The organism is Chryseobacterium sp. FG46, assembly GCF_057809135.1.
Map to the genome: position 1 here is coordinate 22,569 of NZ_JBMDJJ010000004.1, position 16,669 is coordinate 39,237.

19 protein-coding genes are annotated in these 16,669 nt (G+C 37.0%); 11 read left to right on the forward strand and 8 right to left on the reverse strand.

Annotation, left to right across the window (positions count from 1 at the left end):
- Positions 1–20 precede the first annotated feature (20 nt).
- The 11 genes from ACODR7_RS04385 to ACODR7_RS04435 all read left to right on the forward strand — a co-directional run bounded on the left by ACODR7_RS04385 (position 21) and on the right by ACODR7_RS04435 (position 8,345).
- Positions 21–1,220 (forward strand): beta-ketoacyl-[acyl-carrier-protein] synthase family protein, encoded by a 1,200-nt coding sequence (locus ACODR7_RS04385; RefSeq protein ID WP_488837583.1) that lies wholly within the window; start codon positions 21–23, stop codon positions 1,218–1,220.
- Positions 1,217–2,278: a beta-ketoacyl synthase N-terminal-like domain-containing protein gene (locus tag ACODR7_RS04390; RefSeq protein ID WP_488837585.1), complete on the forward strand. Its 1,062-nt coding sequence runs from the start codon at positions 1,217–1,219 to the stop codon at positions 2,276–2,278. The genes ACODR7_RS04385 and ACODR7_RS04390 overlap by 4 nt, the downstream gene beginning before the upstream one ends.
- Before the next feature lie 42 nt (positions 2,279–2,320).
- Positions 2,321–3,043, forward strand: coding sequence for a helix-turn-helix domain-containing protein (locus ACODR7_RS04395; RefSeq protein WP_488837587.1), 723 nt, complete (start codon positions 2,321–2,323; stop codon positions 3,041–3,043).
- A 47-nt stretch (positions 3,044–3,090) separates the two neighbouring features.
- The gene (locus ACODR7_RS04400) at positions 3,091–3,924 is read left to right on the forward strand and encodes an alpha/beta hydrolase fold domain-containing protein (protein ID WP_488837589.1); all 834 of its coding nucleotides are present in this window, start codon (positions 3,091–3,093) and stop codon (positions 3,922–3,924) included.
- The gene (locus ACODR7_RS04405; RefSeq protein ID WP_076595483.1) at positions 3,917–4,189 is read left to right on the forward strand and encodes a hypothetical protein; all 273 of its coding nucleotides are present in this window, start codon (positions 3,917–3,919) and stop codon (positions 4,187–4,189) included. Before ACODR7_RS04400 ends, ACODR7_RS04405 begins: the two co-directional genes overlap by 8 nt.
- 69 nt (positions 4,190–4,258) lie before the next feature.
- A complete protein-coding gene (locus ACODR7_RS04410; protein WP_488837592.1) occupies positions 4,259–5,014 on the forward strand; it encodes a polysaccharide deacetylase family protein in 756 nt (251 codons plus the stop codon).
- On the forward strand, positions 5,007–5,633 hold the full coding sequence (lolA2, locus tag ACODR7_RS04415) for a flexirubin biosynthesis/transport protein LolA2 (RefSeq protein ID WP_488837594.1): 627 nt from the start codon (positions 5,007–5,009) through the stop codon (positions 5,631–5,633). The genes ACODR7_RS04410 and lolA2 overlap by 8 nt, the downstream gene beginning before the upstream one ends.
- A complete protein-coding gene (gene lolB2, locus ACODR7_RS04420; RefSeq protein WP_488837596.1) occupies positions 5,599–6,234 on the forward strand; it encodes a flexirubin biosynthesis protein LolB2 in 636 nt (211 codons plus the stop codon). Before lolA2 ends, lolB2 begins: the two co-directional genes overlap by 35 nt.
- Positions 6,235–6,314: 80 nt before the next feature.
- Complete coding sequence (locus ACODR7_RS04425) at positions 6,315–6,686, forward strand: ApeI family dehydratase (protein WP_083688797.1); 372 nt, start codon at positions 6,315–6,317, stop codon at positions 6,684–6,686.
- 5 nt (positions 6,687–6,691) lie between these two features.
- A complete protein-coding gene (locus ACODR7_RS04430; RefSeq protein ID WP_488837598.1) occupies positions 6,692–7,168 on the forward strand; it encodes a hypothetical protein in 477 nt (158 codons plus the stop codon).
- Between the two features lie 4 nt (positions 7,169–7,172).
- Positions 7,173–8,345: a DUF2062 domain-containing protein gene (locus ACODR7_RS04435; protein ID WP_488837600.1), complete on the forward strand. Its 1,173-nt coding sequence runs from the start codon at positions 7,173–7,175 to the stop codon at positions 8,343–8,345.
- A 51-nt stretch (positions 8,346–8,396) separates the two neighbouring features.
- On the opposite strand, the gene ACODR7_RS04440 is transcribed toward ACODR7_RS04435, so the two are convergent.
- From ACODR7_RS04440 to flxB, 8 genes are all read right to left on the reverse strand, one after another.
- A complete protein-coding gene (locus ACODR7_RS04440; protein WP_488837602.1) occupies positions 8,397–9,650 on the reverse strand; it encodes an alpha/beta hydrolase in 1,254 nt (417 codons plus the stop codon).
- 6 nt (positions 9,651–9,656) lie between these two features.
- Entirely contained in the window at positions 9,657–10,022 is a 366-nt protein-coding gene (locus ACODR7_RS04445; protein WP_110367684.1) for a hypothetical protein, read from the reverse strand.
- Complete coding sequence (locus ACODR7_RS04450; RefSeq protein ID WP_488837604.1) at positions 10,019–11,707, reverse strand: C45 family autoproteolytic acyltransferase/hydrolase; 1,689 nt, start codon at positions 11,705–11,707, stop codon at positions 10,019–10,021. Before ACODR7_RS04450 ends, ACODR7_RS04445 begins: the two co-directional genes overlap by 4 nt.
- Position 11,708: 1 nt before the next feature.
- Positions 11,709–13,235 (reverse strand): phytoene desaturase family protein, encoded by a 1,527-nt coding sequence (locus ACODR7_RS04455; protein ID WP_488837606.1) that lies wholly within the window; start codon positions 13,233–13,235, stop codon positions 11,709–11,711.
- 160 nt (positions 13,236–13,395) lie between these two features.
- Positions 13,396–14,280, reverse strand: coding sequence for a lysophospholipid acyltransferase family protein (locus ACODR7_RS04460; protein WP_488837608.1), 885 nt, complete (start codon positions 14,278–14,280; stop codon positions 13,396–13,398).
- A gap of 117 nt (positions 14,281–14,397) precedes the next feature.
- Complete coding sequence (locus ACODR7_RS04465) at positions 14,398–14,652, reverse strand: acyl carrier protein (protein WP_034692469.1); 255 nt, start codon at positions 14,650–14,652, stop codon at positions 14,398–14,400.
- 4 nt (positions 14,653–14,656) lie between these two features.
- Positions 14,657–15,877, reverse strand: a complete 1,221-nt coding sequence (locus ACODR7_RS04470) for a beta-ketoacyl-[acyl-carrier-protein] synthase family protein (RefSeq protein WP_488837611.1) — start codon at positions 15,875–15,877, stop codon at positions 14,657–14,659.
- 1 nt (position 15,878) lies between these two features.
- On the reverse strand, positions 15,879–16,610 hold the full coding sequence (gene flxB / locus ACODR7_RS04475) for a flexirubin biosynthesis SDR family reductase FlxB (protein WP_076595473.1): 732 nt from the start codon (positions 16,608–16,610) through the stop codon (positions 15,879–15,881).
- Between the last annotated feature and the right edge of the window lie 59 nt (positions 16,611–16,669).

A 16,669-nucleotide genomic window follows, 5' to 3' on the forward strand; every position in this document is an offset into this window, starting at 1 on the left:
CTGTTACATTATTTAATGTCATGAGTCAAAAAATTGCCATAACAGGAATGGGCATCATTTCCTCCATCGGAAACAATGTGGAGGAAAATTTTATTTCATTACAATCCGGAAAACACGGAATTTCAGATATTGAAATGGTTGAGACCCGCCACGCCGGAAGCATTAAAACGGGTGAAATAAAATTATCCAATGAAGACCTTGTACAGCAGCTTCAGCTTGATGAAGACAACAATATAACAAGAACGTCTTTATTAGGAATGGTTGCTGCAAAAGAAGCTGTAGAAAGTGCCGGAATATCAGATATTAATAGCTGCAGAACAGGGCTGATCTCCTCTACCAGTGTAGCCGGGATGGATATCACCGAAAAATATTTCTACTCTTACGAAGACTTTCCCGAAAAGCAAAAATATATTGACGCACACGATGCCGGAAATTCTTCATTGGCGATTGCCGGTTATCTGGGATTAAAAGGAATGGTTTCTACCATCAGTACAGCCTGTTCATCAGCTGCCAATGCCATTATGATGGGCGCTAAACTGATTAAAAACGGAGTTTTGGACCGCGTTATTGTGGGAGGAACAGATTCTCTTTCAAAATTTACTTTGAACGGATTCAACACCCTGATGATCCTTACCGATTCTTACAACACTCCTTTTGACCACAACAGAAAAGGGCTGAATCTTGGGGAAGCTGCGGCTTTCTTAGTGCTTGAGTCTGAAGAAATGGTAAAAAAAGAAAATAAAAAAGTTCTGGCCTATCTTTCCGGCTATGGAAATGCCAATGATGCCCACCATCAGACAGCCTCTTCAGAAAACGGACAGGGTGCATTTTTAGCCATGCAGCAAGCCCTTAAAATCTCAGGATTGGAAAAAGAAAATATAGATTATATCAACGTTCACGGAACGGCAACGCCCAACAATGATTTATCAGAAGGAATTGCCATGATCAGAATCTTCGGGGAAAACCAGGTTCCTGAATTCAGTTCTACCAAAGCATTTACAGGCCACACGCTGGCCGCTGCGGCAGGAATTGAAGCTGTATTTTCAATTTTAGCCATGCAAAACAGCGTGATCTTCCCGAACCTGAATTTCAAAACAAAAATGGAAGAGTTTGACCTTACTCCTGTTACCGAACTGAAAGAAAAAAACATTCATCATGTTCTTTCCAATTCATTTGGATTCGGAGGAAACTGTTCTACCTTAATTTTCTCAAAATCATGAGTGCAGTATACATCAACAGTGCGTCCTGTATCTCGGTTCAGGACACTTTAAATGAAAATATTCTTCAGAACCTTCATCCTGAAAATTCTTCAAACATCCTTAAGGCCATAGAACCCATTTACAAAGAGTTCATTCCGCCTGCGATGATCAGGAGAATGTCTAAAACGGTAAAAATGAGTTCTGTAGCATCGCATTACGCTCTGAAGGAAGCAGGGATTGAACAGCCGGATGCCATTATCGTAGGAACCGGAATGGGCTGCTCGCAGGATTCTGAAAAATTCCTGAAAAACGTAATTGACAACCATGAAGAATTCCTTACGCCTACCTTTTTTATCCAGTCTACCCATAACACGGTAGCAGGACAGATTGCCCTGGGATTACAGTGTCATGCGTATAACTTCACGTACGTAAATACATCTTCTTCCCTTGAGTTTTCATTACTGGATGCTCAGCTTCAGATCAATGACGGAGAAGCAGAAAATGTTCTGGCAGGTTCTACAGATGAACAGACGAACAGAATAATGGAGCTTTACCGTCTGAATAATACCATCAAAAAAGAAACTGATCTTCCTGCAGATTATTTAAACTCTACGACTAATGGAGTGATCTGGGGTGAAGGTGCCAGCTTTTTTATTATAGGAAAAGAAAAGACCGAAAGTTCCTACGCCAAGCTTAAGAATATCCAAATTAATAATAAGGTTGAATTGAATGAAGTACAGGATTTTATCCAGAATTTCTTAGTTCAGAACAATCTTTCCAACGCAGAGATTGATGCTGTAATCTTAGGGTTCAGCGGAGATGCAGATTCAGATATCTACTATACAAAAGCAATGGATATCTTTCCGGATTCCGCACAGCTGTATTATAAACATCTGAGTGGAGAATTCAATACGGCAAGTGGGTTTTCTACCTTTATAGCCTGTCATATGCTTAAGGAACAGCAGATCCCTGAAATCATGATGATCAATTCTCAGAAAAAAGAAAATCTGAATAATGTTCTTCTTTACAATCATCTGGGTGGAAATGATCACAGCCTGGTTCTGCTGGAAAGGGTTTAATTCTATAATTAAAAAAATTGCAGTTATTTCAACAGCCAGTTTATGAATAATTTAATATTAGCGTTAAAAGCCCATAAATCAAATGTTGATGTACACAGACATTCTGCCTATCAGATTGTATATACTTCGGACAATCCTTTTCATACCATATCTGGAAATAAATACTGTGAGAATATCTTTGGCTTTATCATAAGACCTCAGGTTTCTCATTCCTGTATTTGTACAAATAGTAATTTGATTGTAATGAATGTAGAAGCATACTCCATTGCAGGAAAAAATATATCTGAAAAATTAGGAAGCAAAAACACTGAAATATTTCTCACCAGGGAAAGTTTTATGAATTTTTTCGGGATCACAGGAAGCGAAATCAACATCCGGGATCTCATCAGATCAATGAATGCTGATGAAAATTTCCAGATCACAGACGATAGAGTAAACAGTGCCATTGCTATCATTAATAATGAATACAGGTCTACCAGATTAACTCTTGATCAAATATCGAAGACCGTCTCACTCTCTTCATCCCGTCTTGCTTTTTTGTTTAAGCAGCAGACCGGAAGCAGTATTATGAAGTTTTTACTATGGACCAGAATCAGGAGGGCTATCTTTCTTATTCTTTCCCAAAAAGATATTTCATTAACCTCAATTGCCCACGAGTGCGGATTTTACGATTCTTCTCAAATGAATAAATACATGTATCAGATGTTTGGCATATCTCCCTTAAAGCTTAGAAAGAAAAGTGATCTGATACAATTTTTAGAATAAATCTTCAATTAAATTTGCTTAAGTTTAATTATTAAATAAATTACACAATGAGCATCAATAATCAATTAATTGAAGAAAACAGAGCTTTATATGACAGTGTCGGTACTATTTACCCTCCAGAACAAAGTATTGCCATTTCGGAAGAAATAATAAACGGAATCAAATGCTATTGGTTTCAGCCTGAAAACCCTCATCCCAACGAGCTTATCATTTATATACATGGAGGCGGCTATGCCGTAGGCTCCATCCGGTCTCATAAAGCAATGGTTTCGCATTTTGCTAAAGAACTCAACCGGTCAGTTCTTTTCATAGAGTATTCTCTGGCTCCTGAAAAACCCTTCCCGAATGGGTTAAATGATGTATTGAATATTTATGAATGGGCATTTCACCAATATCCTGATCATCATTTTTATTTATTCGGAGACAGTGCAGGAGGTGGCTTAATTATAAAATCAGTGTATGAAATCAGCCGCAGAGAAATAAAATCTCCAAAAGCAGTTGCCCTTATTTCACCGTGGTATAATCTTGAAACCAATAATCCATCCTCAGAAAACCGTCAGCATTTGGATCAGATTTTAAATAAAGAGATGGTAAAAAACTTCGCCTACGCCTATTCAGGTAATGATTTGGGACCAGCGGACCCCAGTAAAGTCCATTTTGAGAGCTTTCCTCCTGTATTTATAGCGGTAGGAACTCACGAAATTTTGTTTGATGACTCCATTCAATTTTTTGAAATGGTATATAAGATCCAGCCAAAATCCCAGCTTAAAATTTATGGAGCAGAAGGACATGTCCTAACGCAGATGAATATTTTCAGCCACTCATCTCAGGATCTGATGATGAATATTAATAACTTTTTTAATAGTACAGAAAATGAATAACATATTGGTTTTAATTACCCTCTCTGATGAGGGAATTCAACAGATAAAAGCAAACCCTGAGCTTCCGAAAAAAGAAATGGAATTTATCCACACCTGGAAGAAAGAAGGAGTTTTGGAAAATTTCTTTATCTCCGTTTCAAAAAAAGATGCAGTTCTTATTTTCAGAAATATTGATGAGCTGGACGCAAAAGAACGTATAGCAATATTGCCTTACTATCCTTTCATGCAAAAAACAGAGTATCACATTCTGGATAAGCAATTTTAAAGATTTGATCATTTAGGATTCTATTGAACTTTTAGCTACATTTGAATCCTCATATTCAAAGAAAATAAGGTGAAGCATTATCCGTTTATTCTGTTTTATATTTTCTGTAACGTTTTTATTTATGCGTTCCACGGAAGTTTCTGGGTATACCTGTTTTGTTTTTTTGCTTTTTCTGCGGTAGTAATATGGGGCTCATTTGATATTGAACTGGGATATTTCGTCAACAGCATCACTCATAAGCGAACCAAAATTAAAGAAGCAGCGCTTACTTTTGATGACGGCCCTACTGAATTTACTCCAAAGTTTTTAGATCTGCTTAAAGAACATCAGGTAAAAGCCACCTTTTTCTGTATCGGAAAACAGATTGAAAAATATCCTGAAACTTTTCAGAGGATCATTGCAGAAGGTCATACGATTGGTAACCATACATTATCGCATTCCAATTCCACAGGTTTCTTATCAACCTCAAAAATGATTGAGGAAATTGAAAGATGTGATGAAATCATGAAGAATGTGGGGAATATCAAGACCAGTCTCTACAGGCCACCTTTCGGAGTAACGAATCCTAATATTGCAAAAGCAATCAAAAAAACAAATAAAATAAGTATCGGATGGAATGTCCGCTCTCTGGATACCATTACTGATGATGAAAAGAAAATATACAGCAGAGTGACCAAAGGCCTGAAAAAAGGGAGTATTATCCTCCTTCACGACACTTCGGAAAAGACTTATCGTGTGCTGACCGATTTATTAGTATTTTTGAAGGATAAAAAATATTCAACCTTTACTGTTGACACAGTGATAAATTCAAATAAAAATGATTAAAAATATTGCTTTCGGAGCATTCTTACTGTTTTCCGGTTTCTTTTTTGCCCAAAACACGGCCATGTCAGGAGCTGAAGCTAAAGCATTTATATCGAAGGTATCTTCTGAGACGAAAGAGATTAAAACTTTGCAGAGTGATTTTACCCAGACCAAAAAAATGGATTTCCTGGATAAAAATATTGTTACTTATGGGAAAATGTCTTTGCAGACCCCCAATATGCTGAGCTGGAAATATACTAAGCCTTATCAGTACAGCATTGTTTTTAAAAGCAATAAAATTTTCATCAATGATCAGGGGAAAAAATCGTCTGTAGATGCGAAGAGTAAAACATTTGAAAAAATCAATAAACTGATTGTAGGAAGCTCAAACGGAACAATGTTCAATGATCCGGAGTTCACTGTAACGTATTTTAAGAACGGGAATTACAACATAGCGAAGTTTATTCCTAAAACATCCCAGCTGTTGAAATATATCAAACAGATTGAGCTGTATTTCCCAAAGAACCAGTCGACCGTTTCACAGGTGAATATGACTGAGGCTTCCGGAGATACTACGAATATTGTTTTCAAAAATACAAAGATCAATGCTTCCATTCCTGCGTCAGAGTTTTCTTTATAGCCTGATTCTGATCCTGGCTCTTTCCTGTAAAACTTATAAGCTTACTGATGTAAAGCCTGCCTCAACCTCTGAAAAAACGGTTGAAAATTTATACTTTTCTTCCGGTGAAGATTATGTCTACAAATGCCAGATGGATATCTATAAAAACCATGTGAGCGGAATTCTGATTATCAAAAAACTGAATGAAACAACGCACCGTGTCGCTTTAACTTCAGATTTTGGGAACAAACTGATTGATTTTGAAGTTTCTGAGAACGATTTCAAACTGAATTATGTACTTCCTGATCTGGATAAAAAAATAGTCATCAATTTCCTGAAAAACGATTTCCGTCAGCTTCTGAAAAGAAGATATCCGGTCAATGAAAGTTTTGAAAATGAGAATGCTAGAATCTACCTTTCAAAAATTGGCAATAAGAGCTATTATCTTTTCTTCAGCAAAGAAAATGGCTTACTGAAAGAGATTGTTTACACGAAAAATAACAAAGAGAAAATCGATTTTACTTTTGATGCAAAAAAACCTATCTTCGCAGACAGCTTGAACCTGCAGCATAAGGATTTTAAGATCAACATAAAACTATTTCAAATAACCGAAACGGAATAATTTCTGCTCTCAAATCTATGGATATACCTGTTTTTTTTGAAAAGAAATTGATTATACTTTAATCTTAAAAAAATAAGATCATGCAAACCATTCTTACAGACTTTTATACTTTAACATCATACGATAAGGCAGAAGACGGAAAGTTTACTGCTCATATTCATCTTAATAAAGACCACGATATTTTCAAAGGACATTTCCCTGGAAATCCCGTAACTCCCGGTGTTTGTATGATGCAGATCATTAAGGAACTCACTGAAGAATTTACAGGTTCGAAATTATTCCTGAAAACAGCTTCCAATGTAAAATTCATGGCGATTATCAATCCTTTTGAAACACCTGATCTGGTTCTTCAGCTTGATATTACTGAAAATGAAGAAGATGTTAAAGTAAAAAACACCACTTCTTTTGGCGAGACTATTGCATTGAAAATGTCTGTAAGCTATAAAAAATAAGCATCATGAAACTAATCTTTTCATTCATAGCAGCATTTGTTTTTTTCTTTCAATCTGATCTTGAAACGCTGAGAAACAGCTATGCAAAAGCGAACGAATCCAGTAGCAATACTGCCAGCTTTATTGAAACTGCGGAAAAACAATCCGGTTCTGACGCTGTAACGGTTGGGTATAAAGCAGCGGCGAAGATTATGGAAGCCAAAATTGCCAAAAGCAACAGAAAATCTCTGGTAAAAACGGGAGCTACAAGCCTTGAAAGCGTTATCAAAAGTAATCCTAATAATGCAGAACTTCGCCTGATCAGAATGAGCGTTCAGGAAAATATTCCAAAGATTGTAGGATACCGTGGAAGTCTGAAGGATGATAAAGCTTTCCTGTTGAACAATTACAGCAAACAGAATACAGCATTAAAAGGCTATATCAAAAGGTTTGCAATGCAATCTAAAACCATGACAGAGACGGAAAGAGCCACTTTAAAATAAAAAAATGTTCCTTGCTGAAGTACAAAATGCTATTTCTGAAAAGAAAATATGCGTTTTAATACCTACCTACAATAATGAAAAAACTCTGAAAAGGGTGATTGACGGTGTTCTCGAGTACACCGAAAGTATTATTGTGGTTAATGATGGTTCTACAGATTCCACCCCTCAGATTCTTGCTCAATATCCTCAGATTACTATCATTTCCCTGCCGGAGAACAAAGGGAAAGGAAATGGTCTTAAAACAGGTTTCAGGGCAGCAAAGAATTCAGGATATGATTACGCTATCACGATTGATTCGGATGGACAGCATTATCCGGATGATATTCCGGTATTTGTAGAGGCTCTTCTTCAGGAAAAAGAGGACGTTCTTCTGATTGGAAACAGAAATATGTCTCAGGATGGTATTCCTAAGAAAAGCAGTTTCGGAAACCGTTTTTCCAATTTCTGGTTCTGGTTCGAAACCGGCATCAGACTGGAAGATACACAGTCCGGCTACAGGCTCTATCCTTTGCATACAATTCCCAAGAAATATTTCACGCCTAAGTTTGAATTTGAAATTGAAATCATTGTAAGAACTGCGTGGAGGCATGTTCCCGTAAAAAATGTTCCTATTAAAGTGTTATACGATCCGAAGGAACGGGTTTCACATTTCAGACCTTTCAAAGATTTTACAAGGATCAGTATTCTGAATACAATTCTCGTGACGATTACCTTACTTTATATTATTCCGAGAAACTTTGTGAATAATTTCAAAAAAAAAAGCTTTAAAAGATTCATTCAGGAAGATGTCTTAGAAAGTGACGGTAGTAACCGTACAAAAGCATTTTCCATAGCTTTGGGAGTATTTATAGGGTTATCTCCTTTCTGGGGATTTCAGACCCTTCTGGTTATCAGTTTGTCTGTACTTTTCAAACTTAATAAAGTACTAGCCTTTGTAGCATCCAATGTAAGTCTTCCGCCTTTTATTCCCTTTATCATTGCGGCTTCTCTTTTTCTGGGAGCACCGTTTGTAAGTGGTGACAGTGATATTTTAAGTCAGGATTTGAATTTTGAACTGATTAAGAACAATCTTCTGCAATATGTTATCGGGAGTTTTATTTTAAGTATTACACTTTCTGCTATTGCAGGGATAGCCTCTTTTTTGTTCCTTAATAAAGTAAGCCCGGAAAATAATTGAAAAAGCCCGGAATAATTTTCCAGGCTTATGAGAGCAATAATCTCATTGCATTTATTTCAGAATAAAATCTGCAAGGTCTTTTAAAAACTGTTCATCCACCTTCCCTTTTGTTTCATAAACCTTTGGAGATGGTTTTCCGGTTCCGGCAATAAACAAGTGGCTTAATGCAGGATAGAATTTAAACTCCGCTGTTTTATCATTTTTCAATGTTTCTTTCCAAAGGTTGAAGTCTTTCTCTGTCACCTGATAATCTCTTCCCCCTTGTGCAAAAAGCATGGGAGCTTTTACTTTTTTAATCTCATTAAGCTGATTGTAATCCTTTATATATTTCCAATAAGCAGCAGATTGTCCCAAAGGAAGTTCTGATGATGGTGAACTTATATTAAATTTAGATGAATTTAAAAAGGCTACCTTAGTTTTTACTTCCTGCACCGCATCAGCAGGTACCAGAGCTGGATCTATAGCATGAAGATACTCATACTGTTCTACTAATAAATCCTGTAATGGTCTTGCATTTCCAGCCATAAAAACATATTTTGAAACCTGCGCTTTTTCTGCAATTTTTGGCATCATATACGCTCCCTGGCTATGTCCCAGAATAATAATCTGGTAGTCTTTATAATCAGCATTATTTTTAAAATAAAGAGCTGCATTTACCGCATCATTGATGGTTTCATCTTCTACGGTAGATTTTTCATTAAATGTCTCAGGATAGGAATAGGTTCTTTTATCATATCGGTAGGAAGCAATTCCGTTGGCTAAAAGATATTCTGCAATGTCTTTAAACGGTTTGTTTTCTCCAATGGTTTCGTCTCTGTCATGCGCTCCGGAACCGTGAACGAAAATAACCAGTTTATTTTTATTGTTGGAGGGAGGAATCAACAGGGTTCCATTCAGTTCAATGCCATCACTTTTAATTTTTAGTGTGGTTTTCTCATCAGGTTTTTCAAATGATTTATGAGGAACCAGGAAGAAGCCCAGTAGTTTATTATTTTCTCCAAAAGTAAGCTGAACATCCAGTTTTGTTTTTTCAAATTCGGAATAGTAATAATAGGTGTTTCCTTCATTATTTACTTCAAGGATATTTTTCAAACCTCCAATCTGTCCTTGTAACTGTTCCGTAACAGCTTTAAGCTGATCCACCGGAATCTGTCCTGCTACGGAAGGATCGAAATAAGAATGTGCTTTTTCTATATTCTTATCCACCAATAAAGCTTTGATGAAAGTATTTCCGATCTCTTTTCTGTCCTGAGAAAATGATAACAAAGCATATGCTGTAAAGAATAAGGTTAAAAGTTTTTTCATAATCTATTATTTATAAACCACATCGTAAAATGATAGCGGTGTCATCATGATGGTAACAAATATCGCAATAATTACCAGAGCTAACTGGGTGATATGGTAGGTTTTTTCTTTTTCGTCCTCGTTGATTTCAAAAGTAAACTTTATTTTATCCGGTCTTCTGATGATCAGCCAGATAAAAATAAGAACAGCCAAATTCATCAGTACAGGAAACACCACAAATATTTTGCTTCCATCATTATCTTTCATATTTCCGTACCCGTGAATCGGGATAATGTCAGGTATAGAGCTGTAAACCGTACACAGGTATACTGAATGGCAGATGATAATGAGGAAAGGAATGCAGAAAAGCAGTTTTATATATTTGGGGATCATTTCAGTTTCTTTAAAGTTTTCTTCAGGTATTTTTCAACATTTTTTCTATCGGGGATCGTTGTAATTTCTTTCGTAAAAGCTTTCTCAAACTCCATTTTTGCGTTTGAATATTCTTTTTTGCTAAAATAATATTTTCCTGACTGATAATAGACCAGCCAAAAATCGGGATTCATAGATTCATAATAAGAAATGAAATCATCTGTCAACAATATACCTTTATTTTCCGCTGCCTCATTGATTTCTTTACCCAACATTTTAGACAGTTCATAATTTTGAAATTCTTCAGAATCGGCAAATGGATCTCTTGTGATATTCAAACCTGTTTTCGCCAGCAGACTTTGTGATAGTGGCTTACCGGAAAAAATCTCATTCAGGTCATAACAAACAAATTCTCCCAGCTGATAAGGATTGGAAGAAACCCAAACCAATTTTTTCTGAGGGGAAAATATAACAGCATGGTGAGCAAGCAGCTGATTAAGCGCTTTTTCATTTCCATAACCAATGCTTTCATCTTTTAAGCCGGATTTATTTCTTAAAATAGAAGCCATCTTTTCTGGAGTGATCTTTTTTTCTTCCTGCAAAAGCTCCTGAAGTTTTTCATAACGGTATTCTGAGTGGCTTTCTTCAATCTGTTTCTGATTTCTTTTGTCGTCTTTGTAAGTTTCAGACTGGAAATGATTGGTGCAAAGAATCTGGCTGGTATTCTGCACCTTATATACTCCGAGATTTTTAGGTGAAACTTCAATAATGACTGCATTTTTATCTGCTGCACTGCCAACAAGAATAGATTCTGAAACGAAAACTTTTCTTTTTTTAGCAATAGCAATGGCTTCATCTATATTTTTAGCATACTGCAAAATTTCTCTTGTAACAAGGGAGATAGGCGTTTTTGCAGTCAGAGGGATTTTTGATTTTCCAGCGTTAATGGTCACCGTAATTCCTTCTTTATTCATTCCGGACACTACACCAATCATTCCCGGCCAGCTTACTGACATGTAGGGAATTCCTTCTTGCGGTTGCACAAATTCCACCAGTTTATTTTTAGCAAAATCATCTCCCACATAAAAGTCGAAATTTCTTCCGATCAACAGGTCTCCATCTTCCGTATTTTCGTTCCATACAGCAAGAGAAGTACAGCCTACCATGGCCAGATCCTGCATAGCATGTCCAATATCATGAGCACCGTGCAGGTAAAGGTTTCTTAAATATTTAGGGGCAATAAAGTCATACTGATCGGATGAATATTGTGACAAGCCAAATAATTCTGCCTGATAATCTTCTCTTACATTGAGGTACATTTTTCTGTTGTACCATTTTAAAAAGCCTCTTAATAACCTTTGTCTGAATTTTGAAGGAACAAAACCTTCCACTTTTGAAAAAAAGATGTTTTCCTGCTTCTGCATTAAACTTTGTGTCAATGCTCCATTATTATATCCTAATTGTAAAGGATTTCCCTGAATGTAAAGTTCCCAGAGCTGCTGTTTATTTTTGGTAAGGTAATTCTGCCTGTAACTGAAGGTACTATCATTGATTTGATTTACTTTCGGGATCTCAAGAGCATATTGTTTTACCTCAGGAATATGCCGGACAGATTTTGATATTCCACAGGATATGAGGAAAAAACAGAGCGTAAGATAAAGAAAAGTTCTTTGAAAGGATGTATAAATGGTTTTAGTTTTTTTCACTTTAGTTTTTATTAATCATTTGGGTCAGCCGCATATCTATGGTTTCTTTTCCAATCATCTCAGCACAGGTATTAAAGGCTCCAATAGTAACACCTAAGATCCCATGCATATTCACAGATTGTCCCGTCAGAAAAAGATTGTCAATTTTGGTACGGGGAGAAACCATTGTTTTAAGAGGATTTTCCGAGCTTTTCATGTATCCGTACATATTTCCTTCAAAGTTCCCGATATAGTCTCTGTATGATAAGGGAGAAGAAGTATATATTGTTTTGATGGCATGCCTTATGTTAGGGATTTTATGTTCCAGGGCATCAAGCATTTTTTCTGTTCTTTCAAGTTTAAATCTTGCATAGGCTGTTCCTCTCTCATGCTCATCGGCAACGGTATTGAACGTATTCTCCCATTCTTTAACCTCATCAAAATCCATATAAGAAATCGCGGTAAGGCTTTCTGCAAATTCAGGATGATGCTTCGAAGGAGTAGACGAAAGCATGTAAGTCTCCGGCCACGCTTCTTTTCGGTACCGGAAGGCATTCCAGACCAGGTCTTCTGATGAATAGTGGTATCTGTTATAATTAAAATTAGGAAGATAATGAGGTTTTAAAACAATATAAATACTAAAGCACGATGAAACCGGTTTCCAGCTTAACACCCTGTTCAGAAAGGATTTCTTAAGTCTTTCCTCTCCTATCAGCTTAATAGTGGAACGAATCTCAATATTTGAAATGAACTGTTTTGCGGTGTATTCTTTTCCTGTTTTTGTTTTGACTGAGGTCAGTGTATTATTTTCATTAAAAACAAATTCTGAAACTTCTGAATGCTTGTGTACTTCAGCTCCATATTCCCGAAGTTTTCTGATTAAAAGTTTAGAGATCTGGCTTCCTCCTTTCACGCATTTGTGAGCACTTTGGATATAAGAATTTACCGTCAAAGCATGCACATAAAAGGGAACATTCTCCGAGTCTCCGGCATATAAAAAATTCGAACCCAGTAAAACAGCCTGAAGCTTTTTGTTCTGGGTAACGGATTCTATAAATCTTTTGGTATTGAGGTGCAGTATTTCCTCGTTGTAACTGTCTTTTCCCACCACATGATACCTTGGAAACTGGCTGCATACATACTGAATTTCTTCACAGTAGTTTTCAAGGTTTTCTTTTTCTTCGGGGAAATATTTGGAAAGCTGTTCAACAAAATTCTGATAGCCCTGAGCGTGAGGATATTCTATTTCATCATCCCCAAAACTGATTTTGTCATAGCCGTCTTCATCCATCAGCTGAAGTTCAAGATCATCCATGATTTCCAGATAGGAAAAAAACTGATTTAAATTCTGCCCTTTGGATAAACCTCCAAGATAATGGACTCCGGTATCAAAAATAAGTTTATCTCTTGAAAAGGTCTGCAGATTTCCTCCATATTGGTTATTTTTCTCCAGAACGCATACTTTCAGACCTTCTTTCGCCAAAATAAGAGCTGAAACAAGACCTCCCAATCCGCTGCCGATTACAAGTATGTCGTATTCTTTCTTCAAAAGAGAATGTGTTTTAAATAATTAAGAAACAGGGAATTTAAGATATTTAAAGCTTATTTCAGTAAAGTAAGCATAGAAATTTCATGGTTTCTCTTAAATCTCGGTACATCTTAATGGTTTTTAGTTTTTATTCGTTTTTTATGGGATAAAAATAGAAAAATTAATCAACATCGTCCCAAAAATCAAAATAATTAAACCATTGGAGCGGGTATTTTTTAACCATAGTTTCAAGATTCCGGACATAAGATTGTAAAAGTCCTTGTGAATCGCGGTTTTTGATATTCTGTGCCACTCTTGCATACAGATGGTAATGAAGATTATCCTCTTTCATTACATAAACATATACTACCGGAACGCCTAATCTTGAGGCAATCAAAAACGGACCAGCCGGAAATTTTGCACTTTTCCCAAGCAGTTCTGCCTCCAGAAATTTAGATCCTTCGAAATAACGGTCTCCGGTAAAGCAGATAAGCTCATTATTGGACAAAGCCTGATTGATCTCAAAAATATGAGACATATCTTCTTTTACATAGATGAACTTGATGTTACTCTTTTTTACGGCAACACTTTCCAGATATTCCTTAATGACAGTAACTTCCTGATCTGTAGTGACCAGATTGATCTGGCAGTCGAAGTCGATATCAGCAAAAAAATGTTCTGCAATCTCAAAATTACCGATATGCGCACTGATGAGCACTCCTCCTTTTTTAGCTGCTAAAAGATTTCTGAGGTTTTCAATACCATCAAATTCATAGGTATATTTTTCTCTGAGTCCGGCAGAAATAGCCGTTTTATCAATCAGAACTTTTCCGAAAGTAAAATAGCTTTTAAAGATGGAAGCTTTGGATTTCCAGTATCCGTAATTCAGTCTTTTCTGAAAGTAATAAAGAATGTATTGGTTACTTTTCTTCTGAAACAGCGAATAATAGGCGGCCACAAAATACAGCACCCCATATGAACTTCTGATCCCGATATTTCTAATACACCAGACGAATATTCTGTATCCGAGCACTGTTCCTTTAGATTTACCTTTCCACTTGTTCATAGATAGAATTTAATATAAGAGAGAACCAATGTAACAATACCTTTAAAGTGTCTGCAGGCAGATCACGGTGATATTATTACATTGGCCCATTGTATAGAATAAAGATTTACTCAATAACTAAGCGTTTTTTTCAGCAATCTTATGTTCAATCGTTGTATAGAAATCATCAAATGTTACCATTTTTTTGAAATCTGCTTCTCCTAATTTCACGCCGAAATTGGATTCAATCACGACTACCATGTCGATATAATCCAGACTGTCTAAGCCCAGTGTATTTTTAAGGTTGGCATCATTACTGATTTCGTCTCCGTCTACCTCGAATTCGTTGACAAGAAAATCATTAACAATAGCAACAATTTTTTCCCTTTCCATGTTTTTAATCAAATTTTTTAACTATTAGTGCAGAATTGGTTCCCCCAAACCCAAAAGAATTCGACAAAAATACATCAATTTTTTGATTTATTGTTTTTGCGACTAAATTTATCTTTTGTGCTTCATTATCAGGGTTTTCCAGATTGATATTGGGTGCTACAAAATCGTTCTGCATCATCAGAATGGAGTAGATAACTTCACTTGCACCTGCCATCCAGCATTCGTGTCCGGTCATAGATTTGGTAGAACTTACCGGAACTTCACTCCCGAAGATCTCATAGATGGCTTTTGCCTCGTTGGCATCACCAATTGGAGTAGAAGTTGCATGAGCATTGATATAATCGATGTCTGAAGCTTTTAATCCTGACTGTTTTAAGGCTCTGTCCATTGCCAAAGCCGGTCCGTCCACATTAGGTGTTGAAATATGGCCTCCGTTTGAAGAAAAACCATATCCGATAATTTCGGCAATGATCGGAGCACCTCTTCTTTGGGCAGATTCCAAGCTTTCAACAATCAGAGTAGCTGCACCTCCACTTGGAATCAATCCGTCTCTTTCTGCATCGAAAGGTCTGGATGCTTTTGCAGGCTCATCTTCCCTGGCTGAGAATACACCCAGTCCGTCAAAGCTCGCCATGGAATATTTGTTGGTTTCCTGAGCTCCGCCGCAGATAATCATGTCCTGGAAACCATTTTTGATCATCATATAAGCCAGCCCCAATGAGTGTGAACCGCTTGCACATGCTGCACTGATGGTAAGATTGATTCCTTTCAGCTTAAAAATCGTAGAAAGGTTCATCGTTACTGTTGAGTTCATTGATTTGAAGATCGCTCCCGATCCCATCAATGTTGTATCTTTCTTTTCCCTTGCAATATCGATAGCTTCTACCACTGCCTGGGAAACACTGTCATTTCCGTATAAGATTCCCACTTCATGCGTATCCAGGAATTCTTCGTCCAGATTCGCCTGTTTCAATGCATCAAGGGTAGCGAGATAAGCGTACTCACTTTCCTCTCCCATGCTGACACGCTGGCGTCTGTTTAAAAGATTTTTCAGATCGGGCTTCGGAACTACTCCTGTAAGGCCGGACCTGAAACCAAACTCTTTCCTGTCCTGATCTAAAACAATACCAGATTTTCCTTGATATAGGGATTCCCTGACCTCTTCTAAAGATGTCCCGATGCAGGAATAAATTCCCATTCCGGTAATTACAACCCTATTTTCCATGTTATGAATAAATTCCTCCGTTAATATTAATCACTTCTCCTGTTATGTATGAAGATTTTTTAGATGCTAAAAATGCGACAAGATCTGCTACTTCTTCCGCTTCTCCGAATCTGTTGGCCGGAATCATTGCTTTCAGTTCTTCTTCATTGAACTCCTGAGTCATATCTGTTTTGATGAAACCAGGCGCTACAGCATTTACGGTAACATTTCTCTTCGCAACTTCCTGAGCAAGAGCCTTTGTAGCTCCCACCAAAGCGCCTTTTGCCGCGGAATAATTCGTCTGGCCTGCTGTTCCTTTTACTCCCGATACGGAAACCATATTGATGATTCTTCCGTATTTGTTACGAAGCAGCTTTTGAATAAAGAAATTGGTTACATTGAAGAATCCGTCCAGACTTGTATTGATCACACTGTTCCAGTCTTCTTTCTGCATCCACATAAAAAGACCGTCTCTTGTGATTCCGGCATTATTGACGATCACTTCTACCACGGCATCTGGATTTTTCTCCTGCCATTCCGTTAAAACAGATTGTGTTTCTTCGGTATTTCCTACATCAAATTTAAGAATTTCTCCCGTTGCTCCAAGTTCTTCCACTTTAGCCAATGTTTCGTTGGCTGCGATTTCGTTTGAAGCGTAGTTGATAAGGATGTGATAGTTTTTCTCTTCAGCCAGTTTTATACAGATTGCTCTCCCGATCCCTCTGGAGCCACCTGTTACAATTGCACATTTCATGCGTTAGTGTTTATATCGTTTTAGTTTTTTAATCTTATGCTATGCCTTTCTTGGAAGAC